The sequence below is a fragment of the Streptomyces humi genome (genome assembly GCF_001005085.2).
Lineage (GTDB): Bacteria > Actinomycetota > Actinomycetes > Streptomycetales > Streptomycetaceae > Streptomyces > Streptomyces humi.
The window spans coordinates 131,852-151,047 of record NZ_LBMU02000037.1 but is presented as its reverse complement, the minus strand read 5'-3'; the positions used below and the strand labels follow the sequence as shown (position 1 = coordinate 151,047).

Annotated in this window: 17 protein-coding genes; 9 read left to right on the top strand and 8 right to left on the bottom strand. The window is 70.9% G+C overall.

What is annotated here, in order from left to right:
- The first annotated feature begins 110 nt into the window (after positions 1 to 110).
- On the top strand, positions 111 to 1,058 hold the full coding sequence (locus AAW13_RS16670) for a hypothetical protein (protein WP_046733453.1): 948 nt from the start codon (positions 111 to 113) through the stop codon (positions 1,056 to 1,058).
- A gap of 132 nt (positions 1,059 to 1,190) precedes the next feature.
- Here AAW13_RS16670 and AAW13_RS16665 read toward each other — a convergent pair whose 3' ends face one another.
- Positions 1,191 to 1,619 carry a Rieske (2Fe-2S) protein gene (locus tag AAW13_RS16665; protein ID WP_046733452.1) on the bottom strand — a complete coding sequence of 143 codons (429 nt, stop codon included), beginning with the start codon at positions 1,617 to 1,619 and terminating at the stop codon, positions 1,191 to 1,193.
- Between the two features lie 183 nt (positions 1,620 to 1,802).
- Here AAW13_RS16665 and AAW13_RS16660 point away from each other — a divergent pair, with 183 nt between their 5' ends.
- Positions 1,803 to 2,897 (top strand): LacI family DNA-binding transcriptional regulator, encoded by a 1,095-nt coding sequence (locus AAW13_RS16660; protein ID WP_079178832.1) that lies wholly within the window; start codon positions 1,803 to 1,805, stop codon positions 2,895 to 2,897.
- Positions 2,894 to 3,805, top strand: a complete 912-nt coding sequence (locus AAW13_RS16655) for a carbohydrate kinase family protein (protein ID WP_046733451.1) — start codon at positions 2,894 to 2,896, stop codon at positions 3,803 to 3,805. The genes AAW13_RS16660 and AAW13_RS16655 overlap by 4 nt, the downstream gene beginning before the upstream one ends.
- A 180-nt stretch (positions 3,806 to 3,985) precedes the next feature.
- Here the strand turns inward: AAW13_RS16655 and uvrA are convergent, their stop codons facing one another.
- A complete protein-coding gene (uvrA, locus tag AAW13_RS16650; protein WP_046733450.1) occupies positions 3,986 to 7,015 on the bottom strand; it encodes an excinuclease ABC subunit UvrA in 3,030 nt (1,009 codons plus the stop codon).
- 223 nt (positions 7,016 to 7,238) lie between these two features.
- On the opposite strand from uvrA, the gene AAW13_RS16645 reads away from it, so the two are divergent.
- The 5 genes from AAW13_RS16645 to AAW13_RS16625 all read left to right on the top strand — a co-directional run bounded on the left by AAW13_RS16645 (position 7,239) and on the right by AAW13_RS16625 (position 11,510).
- Positions 7,239 to 7,928, top strand: coding sequence for a maleylpyruvate isomerase family mycothiol-dependent enzyme (locus AAW13_RS16645; protein WP_046733449.1), 690 nt, complete (start codon positions 7,239 to 7,241; stop codon positions 7,926 to 7,928).
- Positions 7,929 to 7,971: 43 nt separating this feature from the next.
- Positions 7,972 to 8,628 carry an MBL fold metallo-hydrolase gene (locus tag AAW13_RS16640; RefSeq protein WP_046733448.1) on the top strand — a complete coding sequence of 219 codons (657 nt, stop codon included), beginning with the start codon at positions 7,972 to 7,974 and terminating at the stop codon, positions 8,626 to 8,628.
- Between the two features lie 340 nt (positions 8,629 to 8,968).
- Complete coding sequence (locus tag AAW13_RS16635) at positions 8,969 to 9,862, top strand: ABC transporter substrate-binding protein (protein ID WP_046733447.1); 894 nt, start codon at positions 8,969 to 8,971, stop codon at positions 9,860 to 9,862.
- Positions 9,859 to 10,761 carry an amino acid ABC transporter permease gene (locus AAW13_RS16630; RefSeq protein ID WP_046733446.1) on the top strand — a complete coding sequence of 301 codons (903 nt, stop codon included), beginning with the start codon at positions 9,859 to 9,861 and terminating at the stop codon, positions 10,759 to 10,761. The genes AAW13_RS16635 and AAW13_RS16630 overlap by 4 nt, the downstream gene beginning before the upstream one ends.
- A complete protein-coding gene (locus tag AAW13_RS16625; RefSeq protein WP_046733445.1) occupies positions 10,758 to 11,510 on the top strand; it encodes an amino acid ABC transporter ATP-binding protein in 753 nt (250 codons plus the stop codon). Before AAW13_RS16630 ends, AAW13_RS16625 begins: the two co-directional genes overlap by 4 nt.
- 4 nt (positions 11,511 to 11,514) lie before the next feature.
- Here the strand turns inward: AAW13_RS16625 and aroQ are convergent, their stop codons facing one another.
- Positions 11,515 to 11,988 (bottom strand): type II 3-dehydroquinate dehydratase, encoded by a 474-nt coding sequence (gene aroQ, locus AAW13_RS16620; RefSeq protein ID WP_046733444.1) that lies wholly within the window; start codon positions 11,986 to 11,988, stop codon positions 11,515 to 11,517.
- A gap of 139 nt (positions 11,989 to 12,127) precedes the next feature.
- On the opposite strand from aroQ, the gene AAW13_RS16615 reads away from it, so the two are divergent.
- Positions 12,128 to 13,444 (top strand): MFS transporter, encoded by a 1,317-nt coding sequence (locus AAW13_RS16615; RefSeq protein WP_420855469.1) that lies wholly within the window; start codon positions 12,128 to 12,130, stop codon positions 13,442 to 13,444.
- Here the strand turns inward: AAW13_RS16615 and AAW13_RS16610 are convergent.
- From AAW13_RS16610 to AAW13_RS16590, 5 genes are all read right to left on the bottom strand, one after another.
- On the bottom strand, positions 13,434 to 14,534 hold the full coding sequence (locus AAW13_RS16610) for a calcium:cation antiporter (protein ID WP_046733442.1): 1,101 nt from the start codon (positions 14,532 to 14,534) through the stop codon (positions 13,434 to 13,436). The two genes, AAW13_RS16615 and AAW13_RS16610, sit on opposite strands and share 11 nt — an antisense overlap.
- A 113-nt stretch (positions 14,535 to 14,647) precedes the next feature.
- Entirely contained in the window at positions 14,648 to 14,950 is a 303-nt protein-coding gene (locus tag AAW13_RS16605) for a hypothetical protein (protein ID WP_046733441.1), read from the bottom strand.
- Positions 14,951 to 15,079: 129 nt separating this feature from the next.
- Positions 15,080 to 16,081, bottom strand: a complete 1,002-nt coding sequence (locus AAW13_RS16600) for a TerC family protein (protein ID WP_046733440.1) — start codon at positions 16,079 to 16,081, stop codon at positions 15,080 to 15,082.
- Between the two features lie 223 nt (positions 16,082 to 16,304).
- Positions 16,305 to 18,416 carry a TerD family protein gene (locus AAW13_RS16595; protein WP_071659573.1) on the bottom strand — a complete coding sequence of 704 codons (2,112 nt, stop codon included), beginning with the start codon at positions 18,414 to 18,416 and terminating at the stop codon, positions 16,305 to 16,307.
- 73 nt (positions 18,417 to 18,489) lie between these two features.
- Positions 18,490 to 19,068 carry a TerD family protein gene (locus AAW13_RS16590; protein WP_046729667.1) on the bottom strand — a complete coding sequence of 193 codons (579 nt, stop codon included), beginning with the start codon at positions 19,066 to 19,068 and terminating at the stop codon, positions 18,490 to 18,492.
- Positions 19,069 to 19,196: the final 128 nt, after the last annotated feature.

Below are 19,196 nucleotides of genomic sequence, written 5' to 3'. Positions count from 1 at the left end.
GCGGACGCGGCGCACCCAAACGCGGCCGCCCCGGCACCGCCGGGGTGGCCCTGGCCCGCGCCAACGGCCTGACCAGCCGTTGAGAACCCCCAAGAGAAAGGCCCCCCTGCATGCGGCACGGCACACAGCACGCGGACGTCGCCACCGCGGAACTGGACTCGGCCCTGCGGGGTGGCCCCTTCCACGTGGCCCTGCGCGCCGCGATCGCCGCCCGCGGCCTGCCGCTCCAGCGCGTGCAGCACCATCTGTCGCGCTACGGGGTCAAAGTGGGCGTCACCAGCCTGAGTTACTGGCAGCAGGGCGCCCGCCGCCCGCAGCGCCCGGAGTCGCTGCGGGCCGTCCGCGCGCTGGAGGAGATACTCCAGCTCCCGGACGAGTCCCTGATACGTCTCCTGGCCGAGAGCGACCAGGGCACCGCCGTGCGGCGCCCCGCGGCCCGCTCCTACCGCTCGCTGGTCGAGGCGTCGGACGTCATCGACCGGCTCCAGGCCGAGCTCGACTGGTCCCTCGACGGTGGCCTGCACACCTTGGGGCACCACGAGCGGGTGCGGATCGGCGCCCACCGCGAACTGGCCGCCCGCGAGTCGCAGCACATCGTCCGCGCCCACCGGGACGGCATCGACCGCTTCGTGGCCGTCCACCACGGTGACCCCGGTTGTGCCCCGCGGCGCATGAGCGTGCACGCGCTGGAGAACTGCCGGACGGGCCGGGTCCGTTCGGACCAGGAGACCGGCCTGCTCGTCGCCGAACTCCTCTTCGGCACCCGGCTGCGCTCCGGCGACACCTTCCTCTTCCGTTACGCCGTCGAGGACGGCACGGCCGGTGTCTCCCGCGAGTACGTCCGCGGCTTCGGCTTTCCCGGCGGTCAGTACACCCTCCAGGTCCGCTTCACCTCCGAAGCGCTGCCGGCCCGGTGCCACCGGTTCGCCCAGCACTCGGCCGCGGCCCCGCGCAGTGGCCGGCAGAACCTGCCGCTGAGCGGGCTGCACCGCTCCGTCCACCTGGTCGAGCCCCGGGTACGGCCGGGCCTGCTGGGCATCGGCTGGGACTGGGACTGACCCCGATCGGCCGCCACTGGTCCGGATCGGCTCGGCCACTGGTCCGGATCGCCGGTCCCGGTGCGGTTCGGCCGCCCCTGGTCCGGATGGGCCGGCGCTGATGCGGCGGAGGAGCGGCCTCGGCCCTCCGCCTCAGGCGCCGGGCCCGGCGACGAGCCGGCCGTTCGCCGTCTTGACCGGCAGTTCGTTCAGCGGCTCGGTGGCCGGTGACCGCACCACCTTCCCGGTCAGGGCGTCGAACTCACTGCCGTGGCAGGGACAGACCAGCGTCGTCCCCTGGAGCTTGTTGATCGGGCACCCCGCGTGCGTGCAGATGGTGCTGTACGCCTTCAGCGCACCGTCGCCGGACCGGCTGACGACGACGTTGTGGTCCCGGTAGAGCTTGGCGGCGCCCTTGGCGACCTCGTTCTCGGCCCCGAGGTCGACCGGCGCGGTCGGTGTCGCGTCCGCCGCGGCTCCACCGGCGGGCGCCGAGCAGGCGGCCAGTCCCAGTCCGGCGACCGGCACGGCCGCCGTCCCGCGCAGGACGGTACGACGGCTCGCGGAGGGACGGGACGGCATGCGGGCTCCAGGTGGGTCGAGGGTGTGCAGGGCGACGATACCTGGGCCGGTCTGTCCCGCTTCGGGACGGGTCGGGGTGCGCGGGACGGCACGCGTCGTGGTGCGTAAACGCTTGCGTAAGCGTTTACGCGGCGATGCCGGATGAGATAGCTTCCCCGGGCGGGAAGCGGAGAAGGGGGAACCATGCCCACCATGGCCGACGTGGCCCGGAGTGCCGGTGTCTCCGTGGCGACCGTGTCCCACGTGCTGAACGAGACACGCCCGGTGCTGCCGCACACCCGCCAGGCCGTGCTCGACGCCATCGAGGAGCTGGGCTACACCCCGAACACCCTCGCCCGCTCCCTGGTGACCTCCCGCACCCGCTCCATCGGGCTCGCGGTGTCGGCGATCAGCAACCCCTATTTCACGGAGATCCTCCAGGGTGTCGAGGCCGCCGCCCTGAAGCACGGCTACAGCCTGCTCATCGCCGATCCGCACGAGGACCCCGACCACGAACTCAAGGTCGTCCAGCTTCTCCATGAGCGGCGCGTCGACGGCATGATCGTCGCTCCCTCCGCCGCCCCGGGCGAGCTCCTCACCTATCTCGGCCGCCATGCCGTGCCGACGGTCTTCCTCGACCGGGTGATCGACGGTCGTCCCGACGCCGCTCCGCGCTTCGATCAGGTCTGCGCCGAGAACACCGAACCGACGGCCCGGCTCGTCACCCACCTCGCCGGGCTGGGGCACCGCCGGATCGGCCTGGTGGCGGGGCTGCCCGGGCTGAGCACCAGCGACGAGCGGATCACCGGATACCGGCAGGGGCTTGCCACCTCCGGGCTGGCCCTGGACGAACGGCTGATCGTCCCCGGCAACTCGGAGTCAGCCGGAGCCGAGCGGGCCGTCGCCGCCCTGCTGGGGCTTGCCGCGCCGCCCTCCGCCCTCGTCACCGCGAACAACGCGATGACCATCGGTGCCCTGCGCGCCCTCGACGCCCGTGGTCTGCGCGTCCCCGACGACATCGCGTTGTGCTGCTTCGACGACTTCGCCTGGGCCGATCTCTTCTCGCCGCGGCTCACCGCCATCGCCCAGCCCAGCAGGGAGATCGGTGCCGAGGCGGTCCGGGTGCTCCTGGAACGGCTGGCCGCACCCGGCCGGCCGGCCCGGACCGTACGCCTCCCGTGCGCTTTCGTGCACCGGACCTCGTGCGGGTGTCCAGGAGGGGACGGGAGGGCCGCCCCGGCCCGCGAACGCTCAGAGCCAGAGCACCCAGAGCACCCAGAGGAAGGAACCCTGTCGTGATCGTCGTCGCCGGTGAAGCACTGATCGACCTGGTACCGCAGGGCACGGGCGCCCTCGCCGCCCTGCGGCCGGCGCTCGGCGGTGGCCCGTACAACACGGCCGTGGCGCTCGGCCGCCTCGGCTCCCCCACCGCGTTCTGCTCCCGTGCCTCGCGGGACGCGTTCGGCGAGGCCCTGCTGAACGGGCTGCGGCGGGCCGAGGTGGACGTCTCCCTCGTGGAGCGCGGCACGGAACCGACGACCCTGGCGGTCGCCACCGTCGACCCGCGGGGTTCCGCCTCCTACTCCTTCTACGTCGACGGCACGGCCGACCGCCTGTTCACCGCCCCCGCCGCCCTGCCCGCCGCCACCCGTGCCGTCTCCTTCGGGACGCTGTCGCTCGCCCTGGAGCCGGGGGCGAGCGCCTACGAGGAACTGATGCGCGGCGCCGCGGCGCAGGGCCTGTTCACCGCCCTCGACCCGAACATCCGGGCGGGTCTGATCCCGGATCCGGACGCCTATCGGGCCCGGTTCGAGAGCTGGCTGCCCTCGGTGACGCTCCTCAAGCTCTCCGAGGAGGACGCGCTGTGGCTGGGCGGTACCCCGCGCGAATGGCTGGCGTCGGGCCCGTCGGCCGTGGTGATCACCCACGGTGGGGACGGCCTCAGTGCCTTCACCCGGGACGGCGCCGAGTATGCCGTGCCGGGTGAGGAGGTCGCCGTCGTGGACACGATCGGCGCCGGTGACACCGTGAACGCGGCTCTGCTGCACGGTCTGGCCGCCAGGGACGCGCTGTCGGCCGAGGCGCTCCTGGGACTGGACGCCGAGGGCTGGACCGGGCTGCTGCGCTTCGCGGCCCGGGCGGCCGCGATCACCTGCTCCCGCGCGGGTGCGGAGCCTCCGTACGCCTTCGAGCTCGGGAGTCCGTGAACTCGCGAACCTGTCAAGGACGTTCGGCCGCTGTTGCCGCTGTTTCCACTGTTGAGGAGTCAAGGTTCGCCGTGGCCGCAGTGATCGAGCGGCTGACTGTGCAACGCGCGGTGCCCCGCGGGAAGTTCCCGCGGGGCACCGCACATTTCCGGATTTGTCGAAGCCTGTGATCCCGTGGCCTCAGGCCTTGCGGGCTCGCGTCGTCTTCTTCGCGGGCGCCGCCTTCTTGGTGACTCCGGCCGCCTTCTTCGTGGCCGTGTTGTTGGCGGTCGTGGCCGTCGCCGTCTTCTTCGCCGCCGACCTGGCCGCGACCGTCTTCTTCGCCGCCGTCTTGCGCGGAGCCTTCACCGAGCTGGCGTCGCTGACGCGGTCGGCGCCCAGGATCTCGCGCAGGAACTTGCCGGTGTGGCTGGCCGGAACGCCGGCGACCTCCTCGGGCGTGCCCTCGGCGACGACCAGTCCGCCGCCGGCGCCGCCCTCCGGACCCATGTCGACGACCCAGTCCGCGGTCTTGATCACGTCGAGGTTGTGCTCGATGACGATGACCGTGTTGCCCTTGTCGACAAGACCGGAGAGGACCTTCAGCAGCTTGCTGATGTCCTCGAAGTGCAGACCGGTGGTCGGTTCGTCGAGGACGTAGACGGTCCGCCCGGTGGAGCGGCGCTGGAGCTCACTGGCGAGCTTCACGCGCTGTGCCTCACCGCCGGACAGCGTGGTCGCGGACTGGCCCAGGCGGACGTAGCCGAGGCCGACGTCCTTGAGCGTGTTGAGGTGGCGGGCGATCGAGGGGACGGCCTCGAAGAACGCCGTGGCCTCCTCGATCGGCATGTTCAGGACCTCGGCGATGGACTTGCCCTTGTAGTGGACCTCCAGGGTCTCCCGGTTGTACCGGGCTCCGTGGCAGACCTCGCACGGGACGTAGACGTCCGGGAGGAAGTTCATCTCGATCTTGATGGTGCCGTCGCCCGCGCAGTTCTCGCAGCGGCCGCCCTTGACGTTGAAGGAGAAACGGCCGGGCAGGTAGCCGCGGACCTTCGCCTCGGTGGTCTCCGCGAACAGCTTGCGGATGTGGTCGAAGACGCCGGTGTAGGTCGCCGGGTTGGACCGCGGGGTGCGGCCGATGGGCGACTGGTCGACGTGCACGACCTTGTCGACGAGGTCGTCGCCGTCCACGCGCGTGTGCCGGCCCGGCACGTTGCGCGCGCCGTTCAGCTCGCGGGCCAGGTGCGTGTAGAGGATGTCGTTGACCAGCGTCGACTTGCCGGAGCCGGACACGCCCGTGACGGCCGTGAACACACCCAGCGGGAAGGAGACGTCGATGTCCTGGAGGTTGTTCTCCCGGGCCCCGTGCACGGTGAGCCGGCGCGACGGGTCCCGCGGGCGGCGGATGTCGGGCAGCGGGATCGACTTCTTGCCGGACAGGTACTGACCGGTCTGCGACTCGGCGTTGTCCAGCAGTTCCTTCAGGGAGCCGCTGTGCACGACCTTGCCGCCGTGCTCGCCGGCGCCGGGACCGATGTCGACGACCCAGTCGGCGACCTTGATGGTGTCCTCGTCGTGCTCGACGACGATGAGGGTGTTGCCCATGTCACGCAACCGGACCAGGGTCTCGATCAGCCGGTGGTTGTCGCGCTGGTGCAGGCCGATGGACGGCTCGTCGAGGACGTACAGGACACCGACGAGACCGGAGCCGATCTGGGTGGCCAGCCGGATGCGCTGGGCCTCGCCGCCGGAGAGGGTGCCGGCCGCGCGGTTGAGCGAGAGGTAGTCGAGGCCGACGTCGACCAGGAACCGCAGCCGCTCGTTGACCTCCTTGAGTACGCGCTCGGCGATCTTCTTGTCGCGCGCGTTGAGCCTGAGCTCGCCCAGGAAGTCCGCGCAGTCGCTGATCGACATCGCGGCGACCTCGGCGATCGACTTCTCCATGATCGTGACCGCGAGCACGATCGGCTTCAGGCGCGTGCCCTGACAGGTCGGGCAGGGCACCTCGCGCATGTAGCCCTCGAAGCGCTCGCGGCTGGCGTCGCTCTCGGCCTCGCTGTGCCGGCGCTTGACGAACGGCACCGCGCCCTCGAAAGGCGTGGTGTACACGCGCTCACGGCCGTACCGGTTGCGGTAGCGGACCTCGATCTGGGTCTTGTGACCGTAGAGCAGGGCCTTCTTCGCGCGCTGCGGGAGCCCGGCGAAGGGGATGTCGGTGCGGAAGCCCAGCGCGTCCGCGAGGGCGCCGACCAGGCGGCCGAAGTAGTCCTTGGTGTGGCCGTGCGACCAGGGGTGGATGGCGCCCTCGTCGAGGGACTTGTCCTCGTCCGGGACGATCAGCTCCGGGTCGACCTCCATGCGCGTGCCGATGCCGGTGCACTCGGGGCAGGCGCCGAAGGGCGAGTTGAAGGAGAAGGAGCGGGGCTCCAGTTCCTCGAAGGAGAGGTCGTCGTAGGGGCAGTACAGGTGCTCCGAGTACATGCGCTCGCGCTCGGGGTCGTCCTCGGGGAGGTCGACGAAGTCGAGCACGACCATGCCGCCGGACAGGCCGAGCGCGGTCTCCACGGAGTCGGTGAGGCGGCGCTTGGCGGTGTCCTTCACCGTGAGGCGGTCGACGACCACCTCGATGGTGTGCTTCTCCTGCTTCTTCAGGGTCGGCGGCTCGGAGAGCTGGACGGTCGTGCCGTCCACGCGCGCGCGGCTGTAGCCCTTGGTCTGCAAATCGGCGAAGAGGTCGACGAACTCGCCCTTGCGCTCGCGCACCAGCGGCGAGAGCACTTGGAACCGGCTGCCCTCGGGCAGCTCCAGCACCTTGTCCACGATGGCCTGCGGCGACTGGCGCGAGATCGGGCGGCCGCACTCGGGGCAGTGCGGCTTGCCGATGCGCGCGAAGAGCAGCCGCAGGTAGTCGTAGACCTCGGTGATGGTGCCGACCGTCGAGCGCGGGTTGCGCGAGGTCGACTTCTGGTCGATGGACACCGCCGGGGACAGGCCTTCGATGAAGTCCACGTCCGGCTTGTCCATCTGCCCGAGGAACTGGCGGGCGTACGAGGAGAGCGACTCCACGTAGCGACGCTGGCCCTCGGCGAAGATCGTGTCGAAGGCCAGGGACGACTTGCCCGACCCGGACAGACCCGTGAAGACGATGAGCGAGTCACGAGGCAGGTCGAGCGAGACGTTCTTCAGGTTGTGCTCGCGCGCGCCACGGACGATGAGACGGTCGGCCACAGCCGGTCCGCACCTTTCTTGAGAGAAGTGACAGGGGCAGGGCCCCGTGCTTCTTCAGACTAGGGGGAGCCACTGACAACGCCGGTCGGATTCTGGATGCGTAAACAATCCCGGACCATCCAGCATGCCCGACGCCACCACCGACGATATAGCACGTGCATTCGATTTACGGCTCCCGCCGGAAACCTTCACCCGAAGGTGGGGCGGGGCTACTGTCAGCCCCATGATTGATCACGCTCATGACCTGGCGTCTGTACGGGAAGCGACGGAGCGACTCCTCACCGCAGCCGCCGGACTGGACAACGCGTCTGTGGCGCGACCGTCACGGCTGCCCGGCTGGACGGTCGGCCACGTCTTGGCCCACCTCGCCCGCAACGCGGACGCGCTCGGCAACGTCCTCGACGGACGCCCCATGTACCCCTCCGCCGAGGCGCGGGACGCCGACATCGAGCGGGACGCGCCGCGCCCGCTCGACGCGCAGCTCGCGGACCTGCGCGAGAGCGACGCCCGGTTCCGGGCCCACGGCACCGCGCCCGCGGACTGGACGCGCTCGGTGGAGCTGCGCAACGGGGTCATCGACGTGGCCGCGCGGGTGCCGTTCCGGCGCTGGATCGAGGTCGAGCTGCACCACGTCGACCTCGGGATGGGGTACGAGCTGGAGGATGTCCCGGCGGACTTCGCGGAACGGGAGATCGACTTCCTCGCGGAACGCTTCGGCGGACACCGTGACGTGCCGTCCGTCGGGCTGCGCAGCAGCGACGGCCGGGCCTGGACGACGGGCGGCGGCGCGCCGGGAGGCCCGATCGGGGTCGAGGGGACCGCCGCCGACCTGCTCGGCTGGCTCGCCGGGCGCCGCGACGGCTCGGCCCTGACGGTGACGGGCGGCGCCCTGCCGGCGCTTCCGCCGCTGTAGCACGCGGCGCCGCGCCGGGTCCGACGGCTATAGGCTGACCGCCATGACGTACAGCGGAGAGGTCACGGTCGGCGGTCCTGCGGACGTGCACGAGCTCAAGGACCTGATGATCACCAAGATCGCGGTCGGGCCGATGGACAACAACGCCTACCTGCTGCGCTGCCGCGCGACGGACGAGCAGCTGCTGATCGACGCGGCCAACGACGCGGAGACGCTCCTGGGCACGATCGGTGACGACGGCATCGCGTCCGTCGTCACCACGCACCAGCACGGCGACCACTGGCAGGCGCTGGCCGAGGTGGTCGCCGTCACCGGCGCGCGGACGTACGCGGGCCGCGAGGACGCCGACGGCATCCCGGTCACCACCGATGTCCCCGTCGACGACGGCGACGTCATCCGGGTCGGCCAGGTCGAACTCACCGCCCGCCACCTGGTCGGCCACACCCCCGGCTCCATCGCCCTGGTCTACGACGACCCGCACGGCCATCCGCACGTCTTCACCGGTGACTGCCTCTTCCCCGGCGGCGTCGGCAACACGCGCAAGGACCCGAAGGCCTTCGCGAGCCTGATCCACGACGTCGAGACGAAGATCTTCGACGCGCTGCCGGACGAGACCTGGGTGTACCCGGGGCACGGCAACGACACCACGCTGGGCTCGGAACGCCCGCACCTGCCGGAGTGGCACGCGCGCGGGTGGTGAGCGAAGCGGCTCACGCGGCGAGCGGAGGGCGCGGGTGGTGAGCCCGGGGCGCGTAGGTCCAAACGCGCGCCCCGTGTGAACAGTTCGCACACGCCGGAGCCGGGCGCACGCTCCCCGCGTGCGTGCTCGCGCGGTCAACTGGTGGCAGCCCCGCACAGGATGACGGCTCCTGCGCGGTACGGGCCGCCGGTCTTCATTCCCCGCCCTCGACCGGCGGCCCCGGCACGTCCGTCCACCCGGCGGACAGCGGCGTTCACAAGACCGCAACACCCGTTCCCAGTATGCGGACAAATACCCGCTTGACCTGGACAAACGCGGCGTTCGCTGTCACTCTCCCGCCATGCACCCTGCCCCGAGCGCACTGCGTAGCGCTGTCGCCGCCGCCACCATAGCCCTGCTCGCCACCGCTGTCGGCTGTGCTCCGCAGCCGGACGACAAGGCGTCCGGCGGATCCTCCTCGTCGGCCTCCGCGGCCGGAAGCACCTGCGCCAAGGGCAAGTTGGCCACCCGGACCAGCGGCAAGCTGACGATCGCGACGGACGAGCCGGCGTACGAGCCGTGGTTCAAGGACGACAAGCCCGCCAACGGCGAGGGCTTCGAGTCGGCGGTCGCGTACGCCGTGGCGAAGCAGCTGGGGTACGACAAGAGCGCGGTCGTCTGGCAGAGCGTGCCGTTCAACAAGGCGTTCGCGCCCGGCGTGAAGACCTTCGACTTCGACATCAACCAGGTGTCCATCAGCACCGAGCGCAAGAAGGCCGTGGACTTCTCGTCCGGTTACTACGACGTGCGCCAGGCTGTGATCGCGCTCAAGGGCAGCAAGGCCGCCAAGGCGACGAGCATCGCCGACCTCAAGGGCCTCAAGCTGGGCGCCCAGGTCGGCACGACGAGCCTGAACTACATCAGCGACGTGGTGAAGCCGTCCCAGGAGGCGGCCGCGTACTCCAAGAACGACCAGGCCATCTCGGCACTCAAGAACGGCCAGGTGGACGCGATCGTCACCGACCTGCCGACCGCGTTCTACGTCACCGCGGCCCAGGTGACGAACGCGAAGATCGTCGGTCAGTTCGAGAACCAGAGCGGCACGCCCGAACAGTTCGGGCTCGTCCTGGACAAGGGCAGCGACCTCACGTCCTGCGTGTCGTCGGCCGTGGACAGCCTGCGCGAGGACGGCACGCTGGCGAAGCTGGAGAAGCAGTGGCTGTCCGACGCCGTCGACGCGCCGGTGCTCAAGTGACGGTCACGAAGGCCGAGTCCGGGGAGGACTCCGGCGAAGACGGAATGCGCGACACGTACGTCCCCTCGCAGCGACGCCTGGACCGCGAGCGTCACAAGCGCGTCCGCGCGCGGCGCGCGACCGCGATCGCCGCGCTGTCCACCCTGGTCACGGCCGTCGTCCTGTACCTGGTCGTGGTCAGCGCGCCGGGCTGGGAGCGCACCAAGGAGACCTTCTTCGACGGGCAGTACGCGCGCGAGGCCCTCCCGAAGGTCCTCGACGGTCTCTGGCTCAACATCCGGCTGCTGCTGATCTGCGGTGTGCTGGTGCTCGTGCTGGGCATGTTGATCGCCATCGCCCGGACGCTGCCGGGACCCGTCTTCTTCCCGCTGCGGGCACTGGCGGCGGCCTACACGGACTTCTTCCGCGGTCTGCCGCTGATCATCAACCTGATGATCGTGGTCTTCGGGGTGCCGGCGCTGCGCCTCCAGGGCGTGACCGTCGATCCCGTGCTCCTGGGCGGTACGGCGCTGACGCTGACGTACTCCGCGTACGTCGCCGAGGTGTTCCGCGCGGGCATCGAGTCGGTGCACCCCTCACAGCGCGCCGCGGCCCGCTCGCTGGGACTGACCAACCGGCAGGCGCTGCGCCACGTGGTGCTCCCCCAGGCGGTACGCCGCCAGGTGCCGCCCCTGCTGAACGACCTGGTGTCGCTTCAGAAGGACACCGGGCTGGTGTCGATCGGCGGTGCGATCGACGCCGTACGGGCGTCCGACATCATCGCCCAGCGCAGCCTCAACTACACCCCGTACATCGTCGCCGGGCTGGTCTTCGTGGCGCTGACCATCCCGATGACGCGATTCACGGACTGGGTGACGGCCCGGATGGACCGGCAGCGGGCCCAGGGAGGAGCGATATGAGCGACGCGCCCGTCCTGCGCATGGAGTCCGTCCGCAAGACGTTCGGGGACTCGGTCGTCCTGCGGGACGTGGACCTGGCGGTCGCCCCGCACACGGTGACCGCGCTGATCGGTGCCTCCGGCTCCGGCAAGTCGACGCTGCTGCGCTGCGCGAACCTCCTGGAGGAGATCGACGACGGCGCGATCTGGCTGGACGACGAGGAGATCACCGACCCGCGTGCCGACCACGACGCGGTCCGGCGCCGGATCGGTGTCGTCTTCCAGGCCTACAACCTCTTCCCGCACATGACCGTGCTGGACAACATCACGCTGGCGCCCCGCCGGGTGCACGGGGTCTCCCGCGCGGAGGCCGAGGAACGGGCCAGGGAGCTGCTGGAGCGCCTGGGGCTGGGTGGCAAGGCGGACGCCTACCCGGACCGGCTGAGCGGCGGCCAGCAGCAGCGGGTGGCCATCGTGCGCGCCCTGGCGGTACGGCCCCGGCTGCTGCTGCTCGACGAGATCACGGCCGCCCTCGACCCGGAGCTGGTCGGCGAGGTGCTGACCGTGGTGCGTGGTCTGAAGGACGAGGGCATGACCATGGTGCTGGCGACGCACGAGATGGGCTTCGCCCGGGACGTCGCCGACCAGGTCTGCTTCCTCGACGGCGGTGTCGTCCTGGAACGCGGCAGCGCGGAGCAGGTGTTCGGCGACCCGCAGCAGGAGCGCACTCAGCGCTTCCTGCGGCGGATCGTGGAGGCCGGGCGCCTCTGAGGCGCTACGCCTCGGCGGTGGCGGCGCCGGCCAGTGCCGCCACCCGCTCCACCCCGAACACGTAGCCCTGCACGCCGCATCCCGCGATCACGCCGTCGGCGCGCAGGGACACGTAGGAGTGGTGCCGGAACGACTCCCGCTTGTGGATGTTGGAGATGTGGACCTCCAGCACGGGCAGCCCGTCACAGGTGTTGAGGGCGTCCAGGATCGCGACCGAGGTGTGCGAGTAGGCACCCGGGTTGATGACGATCCCGCAGTGGCCGAGGCGCGCCTCGTGGATCCAGTCCACCAGTTCGCCCTCGTGGTTGGACTGCCGGAAGTCCACGGTGCCGCCGTGCGCGGCCGCCGCCTCGGCGCACAGGGCCTCGATGTCGGCGAGCGTGTCGGAGCCGTAGATCTCCGGCTGGCGCTGGCCGAGCAGGTTCAGGTTGGGCCCGTTGAGGATCATGATCGGGGCGTTGGCCAGGGAGCGGGGCACGATTCCTCCGGGTCCGATTTACTGGTGAACGGCCCTGGGAGGACCGCGGCTCAGACCGGTTTATCACGGTGCGCCGGGGCGCCTACGAAGGACGTCGTGCGCCCCGTAACCCATGATCACTGTGGGTGGTTGACGCGGCATGCGCGATGTACGCACCGTAAGGGCCCCCTCGATGCTGCGGCTGGCGGCGGCCTCGCTCGCCGGGACCGCGATCGAGTTCTACGACTTCTTCGTCTACGGGACGGCGGCGGCGCTCGTCCTGGGGCCGTTGTTCTTCCCGACGTTCTCGCCGGTCGCGGGGACGCTGGCGGCGTTCGGGACGTTCGGCGTGGGGTTCGTGGCCCGGCCGCTGGGTTCCATGCTGTTCGGGCACCTCGGGGACCGGCGCGGCCGGCGGCCCGTACTGGTCCTGTCCCTGCTGCTGACCGGCGCCTCGACGGTCGCCGTCGGGTGCGTGCCGTCGTACGCCACGGTCGGCGTCGCGGCTCCCGTGCTGCTGCTGGTGCTGCGGTTCCTCCAGGGGCTGGGGCTCGGCGGCGAGTGGGGCGGGGCGGTGCTGCTGACCGCGGAGCACGCGCCTGCCGGGCGGCGTGCCCTGTGGTCGAGCTTTCCGCAGATCGGTCCGGCCGTCGGCTTCCTGCTCGCCAACGGCGTGATGCTGGCCCTGTCGGCGCTGCTGTCGGACGCGCAGTTCGCGCAGTGGGGATGGCGGGTGCCGTTCTGGGCGGCGGGCGCGCTGGCGCTGAGCGGGCTGTGGCTGCGTTCCTCGCTCGCCGAGAGCCCACGGTTCCTGGAGATCGACGACCACGCGCGGATGCCGCTCGCCGAGGTCGTACGGCACCACTGGCGGCTGGTGCTGCTGACGGCGGGGGCGCTGGCCGTCGGGTACGCGGTGTTCTACACGGTGACGACCTGGTCGCTGGCGTACGGGACGGAGCGGCTCGGGGTGAGCCGTACCGTCATGCTGGTCTGCGTCATGGCCGCCGTGGTGGTGAAGGGCTCGCTCACACCGGTGATGGCGCTGCTCGGCGACCGATACGGGCGGCGGCCGCTGTGCCTGGCGGGATGCGCGGCGTCGGCGCTGTGGTCGTTCCCGATGGTGGCCCTGCTGGCCACCGGCGAACCACTGCTGATGTTCCTGGGGTTCACGGGTGCGCTCATCGGCTTCATCACCATGTTCTCGGTGATCGCCGCCTACCTGCCGGAGTTGTACGAACCTCGGGTGCGCTGCACCGGTGCCGCCGTCGGCTACAACCTGGGCGGGGTGCTCGGGGGTGCGCTCACACCGATCGCGGCGACGGCGCTGGCGCAGCACGGTGGGCGGGTGCCCTGGGGTGTGGGGGCGTATCTGACGGCCGTCGCGCTGCTGAGCCTCGGCTGCTTCGCGATGCTGCCGGAGACCCGCCCGGTGCCGGCCGTCGAGCCGGTCACCGGACGGAAGCACGCTACGGGTTGACCGCCAGCTCCAGATAGGCGAGGAACAGCACCAGGTGGACCCCGCCCTGTAGCGGTGTCGCCCGGCCGGGCACGACGGTCAGGGAGCTGACCACCACCGTCAGCAGGAGCAGCAGCATGTCGGTGGAGCCGAGGCCGAGGACCAGGGGGCCGGAGAGCCAGACGGAGGCGAGGGCCACCGCGGGGATGGTCAGGCCGATGCTGGCCATGGCCGAGCCGAGCGCCAGGTTGAGGCTGGTCTGCACCCGGTCGCGGCGCGCTGAGCGCAGGGCCGCGATCGTCTCCGGGAGCAGCACCAGCAGCGCGATGATCACACCGACGACGGCGTGGTGCAGGCCGGCCGCCGCGACACCGGACTCGATCGTCGGCGACACGCCCTTGGCCAGTCCGACGACTCCGACCAGGGCGAGACCCAGCAGCCCGAGACTGATCCAGGCCGTCCGCGCGGACGGGGCCACGGCGTGGTCGTCGGCGGTGATCACCTCGCCCTGCCGGGTGATCGGCAGGAAGTAGTCGCGGTGCCGCACGGTCTGCGTCGCCACGAACAGGCCGTAGAGGATCAACGAGGTCAGGGCCGCGAAGGTGAGCTGTACGCCGGAGAACTCCGGGCCCGGCTTGCTGGTGGTGAAGGTCGGGAGCACCAGGCTGAGTGTGGCGAGGGTGGCCACGGTCGCGAGGGCGGCGCCGGTGCCCTCGGGGTTGAAGACAGCGGTGCCGTGCCGCAGCGACCCGACGAGCAGGCAGAGGCCGACGATGCCGTTGCAGGTGATCATGACGGCGGCGAAGACGGTGTCCCGGGCCAGGGTGGAGCTCTTGTCGCCGCCGTCGGCCATGAGGGTGACGATCAGTGCGACCTCGATGATGGTGACGGCGATGGCGAGGACCAGGGAACCGAAGGGTTCGCCGACCCGGTGGGCCACGACCTCCGCGTGGTGGACCGCTGCCAGCACGGAGGCGGCGAGGACCAGGGTCACCAGCGCGATGACCCAGCCGGGCAGATCACGTCCCCAGGTGAGAGCGAGCAGGACGACCGCGAGCACCGGCACGAGGAACGTCCACTGAGAGGTGAGCGACCTGAGCCGAGTGATCATGCAGTGATGGTTGCAGAGGCGTACATGGTTCGCATTCCGGTCCTTTCGGGTGCCGGGGGCCTGCCGTCGTACGGCACGGCCCCCGGGTCGTACGGGTTCGGTCGGGCGGGCGGTTACGTGAAGTCGGCCCGGTCGATGACGTCGCAGTCGGTGAAGGACGGCGGCCGGGTGCAGAGGGCGGCCATCCGTTCGGCGAACTTGCCGGTCTCCGGGTCGCCGCTGTTCCGCATGGCCTCCTCGTAGGAGTTGAACGCGATCACCGCGAGGTAGCGACCGGGGCGGCCCCGGTCCTCGAGGATCAGACGGTCGGTGGGGCTGTTGTCGCGGCCGGCGAGCTGGTCGGCCATCTCGTCGGCGAGGGCCTTCAGCTCGTCGATGCGGTCGGTTTCGAAGTCGATGATCTGGACGAATGTCACGGTTGCCTCCACCGGGTGGCGGCGCCCCCGACCGGGGGCACTCCGCCACCCAACGAAGCATCGGGCGCGGTGCCGCGGCAATGCGCCGGGCACCGGTCCACGGGGTGGTTGTGGCTACGTCGGACGTGGTCAGACGTCGATGCTGTCCTTCGGAGCGCCTTCACTCCGGGCCTGCGCCGCCTCGGCCGCCGCCTGCTTCCCGGAGGCCCTGAGGCTGGTGATCGTGGTGACGATCAGGACCGCGCAGATGACGCCGAGGGAGACCGGGATGCTGATCTCCGGGACATGGATGCCGGATTCGTGCAGAGCGTGCAGCACCAGCTTCACGCCGATGAAGCCGAGGATGATCGACAGGCCGTACGAGAGGTGGACCAGCTTCTTCAGCAGTCCGCCGATGAGGAAGTACAGCTGTCGCAGACCCATCAGCGCGAACGCGTTGGCCGTGAAGACGATGTACGGGTCCTGCGTCAGGCCGAAGATCGCGGGGATGGAGTCCAGCGCGAACAGGACATCGGTCGTACCGATCGCGAGCATGACGACGAGCATCGGGGTCATGACCCGCTTGCCGTTCTGCTGGATCCACAGCTTGGTGCCGTGGTAGCGGTCGGCCACACCGAACTTGCGCTCGACGGCCTTGAGCAGCTTGCTCTCCTCGAACTCCTCGTCCTCCTCGTCGGTCCGCGCCTCCTGGATCAGCTTCCAGGCCGTCCAGATGAGGAAGGCACCGAAGAGGTAGAAGACCCACGAGAAGCTGGCGAGGATCGCGGCACCGGCGGCGATGAAGACCGCGCGCAGGACCAGGGCTATGAGGACGCCGACGAGCAGCACCCGCTGCTGGTACTGCGAGGGCACCGCGAACTTCGCCATGATCAGGACGAAGACGAAGAGGTTGTCGACGCTCAGCGACTTCTCGGTGATGAAGCCGGCGAAGAACTCTCCCGCGGGCTGGCCGCCGGAGAAGAGGAGCAGGCCGAGGCCGAAGAGTCCGGCCAGGGCGATCCAGACGACGGTCCAGATTCCAGCTTCCTTGATGGACACGTCATGCGGCTTGCGGCCGATGAAGAAGTCGACCGCGATCAGGGCGGCCAGACCAAGAATGGTGAGGACCCACAGGGTCACGGATACATCCACTGCGCCTCCGGTTCGTGAACGGGCAAAGTGCCAGCGTCATCGCTGCCGGAGGTCTCTTCCACCCGAGACGGGCCGACGCCCCGGGATCCGGTCGGATCCGTATTGACGGGTACGCCGCAGCAGACAGGGAGTACTCCCCTCCGTGAGGAAAACAGTACCCCAATCACCAAGGAAAGGTAAAGCGCTTGGCAAAAGAAAGGCCAAATACACTGGTCAGAGCTCTTTACATACGCTTGGTGCGGGCTGTCACCACCTGCGTGAGGACCTGCTGGAGCACCTGGCTGCCGTCCGGCACGAGGCAGGGTTCGTACGTCCAGGCATGCCCCACCCACGGGTCGGCCAGGTGGTCGTCCGGCGCGGGGGTCAGTCGCATCAGTGAACGCCACAACGGATCGAGCAACGGGCCGTAGGCAGCCGCGTCCTCACGGTCGGCCACCAGCAGGAGGTGGACGCCGACGTCCGGCCCCTCGTCCGCGAGGTAACGCAGCTGGGTGACGGCACGGTCGTCGAAACCGTGCGGGAAGTCGTTGACGATCAGCAGTCGGCGTGAGGTGTCCAGACCGGGCGGCAGCGCGTCGGGCGCACCGCCGCGCAGCGCCATCTGCACCAGATCGACCCGCTCGGTCAGCCGCCCCAGTACGGCCGCCACACCGGCGGCGCCGGTGGCGGGTGGCTCCGCCAGGGCCCCGGTCCCGGTCAGCGGTGTGAGCGCCGACGCACCCGCGCCGGCGGGATCGACGACCTCGACCCCGAACTCCCCCACCGGATGGACGGCGAGCAGCCGGGCCGCCAGCGCCACCGCCGTGCGCATGGCGAGGTGGCGCAGCTCGCCGGTGTCCGAACCGGTCCCGTCGAGGGATCCGCTGTCGATCCACAACCCCCGCTCCAGAGGCAGCCTGATCAGCATCGGGATGCGCAGCGGGGTGCTCTCCGGCAGCCGGAGGTCGCCCAGCCGGACGGCCATCGGTGACTCGGTCGGCACCCGGTAGCCGTGCCAGACGGGGTTGTCCCAGCCGGCGTACGCCGGTGGCAGCGCGGGCTCGACGACCTCGGACTCGGCGATGAGCTGAGCGAGGTCACGGTCGAGGACGGCCCGGGCCTGGTCGACCAGCTCGGCCTGCCGGGCACGGGCCGCCTCGCGCGCGGCGTCGCCCGCCGAACCGAGGCGGCTGCGCGGATCGGAGAGGACCTGGTCCAGTTCCTTCTCCAGGCGTGACTCGGCGAAGTCGACGGCGCTGCGGTAGGCGGCGGTGGACCGGGCCAGGTCCTCGAACATGCCCCAGACCTGGTTGTAGAGGCGCTCGTCCATGGACCAGCCGACCGCGTCTCCCGCGACGGGTGGTGCGGGACCGTCCGCCACCGGGGCCGGAGCCCCTGGGCCCGGAGCCCCCGGGGCCGGTGGCGGGGAGGCCTGGCGGCGCTTCGGATGCGTGTAGTCGACGGGGCCACCGGCGGGTGACGTGGCGGCCTCCGCGATGCCGGGACCGTCGGAGACGGAGGGCCCTGCGCCGGACGCCGGCTGGGTGCCGCCCAGTTCGTCGGCAGGGGTCGGTCGCACGCTGCCGTCGGCAGGGGCCGGTCGCACGCTGCCGTCGGCAGGGGCCGGTCGGACGCTGCCGACGCCGGCTGCCCTCGGGTCGTACGACGGTCCGGCGGCGGGAGCGGTACCCGCCGGCTCGGGACCGGCGGCGGAGGCGGCGCCCGAGAGATCGGAGCCGGCGACGGACGCGGCCGTACGGCGGGTGCGGTCGGTGTCCGTCGTACGGGCCGGGACGGAGCGGGCCAGGCCCTGGGCCACCGCTTCCTCGATGCCGCGGGCGAGTTCGGCGGCCTGCGGCACGCCCTGATCGGTGAAGAGCGCGGTGAGGCCGCCCGCGTAGCCCTGGCCGACCGCGCGGACCTTCCAGGCGCCCTGCCGACGGTAGAGCTCCAGGGCGATCACGGCCGACTCGGCGTCCAGGCCGGTGAGGGTGTAGCCGGCGATCTCGGCGCCGTCGAGGCCGGTGACCGCGGCACGGGGAGCGCGGACGGCACCGAAGCGGGGCGGCCCGTCGGCAGTGGCGGGCAGGGCGATCAGGACACTCAGCCGGTGCACCGTCTCCGGCATGGCGTCGAGGTCGACGGCCAGCCGGTGTTCGGCGGCCGCCTGCCGGGAGACCTCCAGCCCGGGCAGGGTGGGCGCGCCCGGGTGGGCCACCCGGTCCGCGCCCGGCACCCGGCCGCTGTCGTCGGCGAGGGTGGCCCCGGCGACCACCGGCACGTCGGCCGAGATCCGGATCTCGATCCGGGCCCGCGAGAGCGGATGGTTCTGCCCGCGCACCAGCTCGGCCGCCATTGCCCATGTCCCCCTGTGTGTCGTGTCGTCGTGCGCCGCGGGGCCTCTTCCGGAGGACCGGCGGAGTCGTGCCCTAGAGAACCGGCAGGATCGTGGGCACGAGGTCCTGGAAGGTACGGCCCCGGGCCGGGACACCGAGGGCCGTCATCGTCCAGCCCGAGCCGGACCGGTGCACCTTCGCCATGATCTGGGCGGTGTACTCGCCGCCGCCGTCGAGCGTGTAGCGGGCGAGTTCCTGGCCGTTGGTCTCGTCGACCAGCCGGCAGAAGGCGTTCTGCACTTCCTGGAAGGTCTGGCCGGTGAACGAGTTGACGGTGAAGATGATCTGGTCGATGTGGACCGGGACGCGTGCGAGGTCGACGACGATCGCCTCGTCGTCACCGCCCTGGCCGGCGCCGCCGACGAGGTTGTCGCCGGTGTGACGGACCGAACCGTCGTCGCTCACCAGGTGGCGGAAGAACACGACGTCGACGGGCTGCTTGTCGGCGAACAGCACCGCCGAGGCGTCCAGGTCGATCTCACGGGTACGGGAGCCGAACAGCCCGCGCCGGGGCGCCGCCTTCCAGCCGAGACCCATGCGGACCGCACTCAGGGAGCCCCCGTCCTGCTTCTCCAGGCTGATGGCCTGACCCTTGGTCATGTTGACGGTCACGGCTGCGTTCCCCTCGTCGGACGTCTCCGGTCGCCGCGGCGTGCGCGGTTGTCCAAAACCCTATGCAGCGGCACTGACAGTGCCGAACCCCGGCCCGCGGTTTGTGTCGGTGTTGCAACACTTCGCGC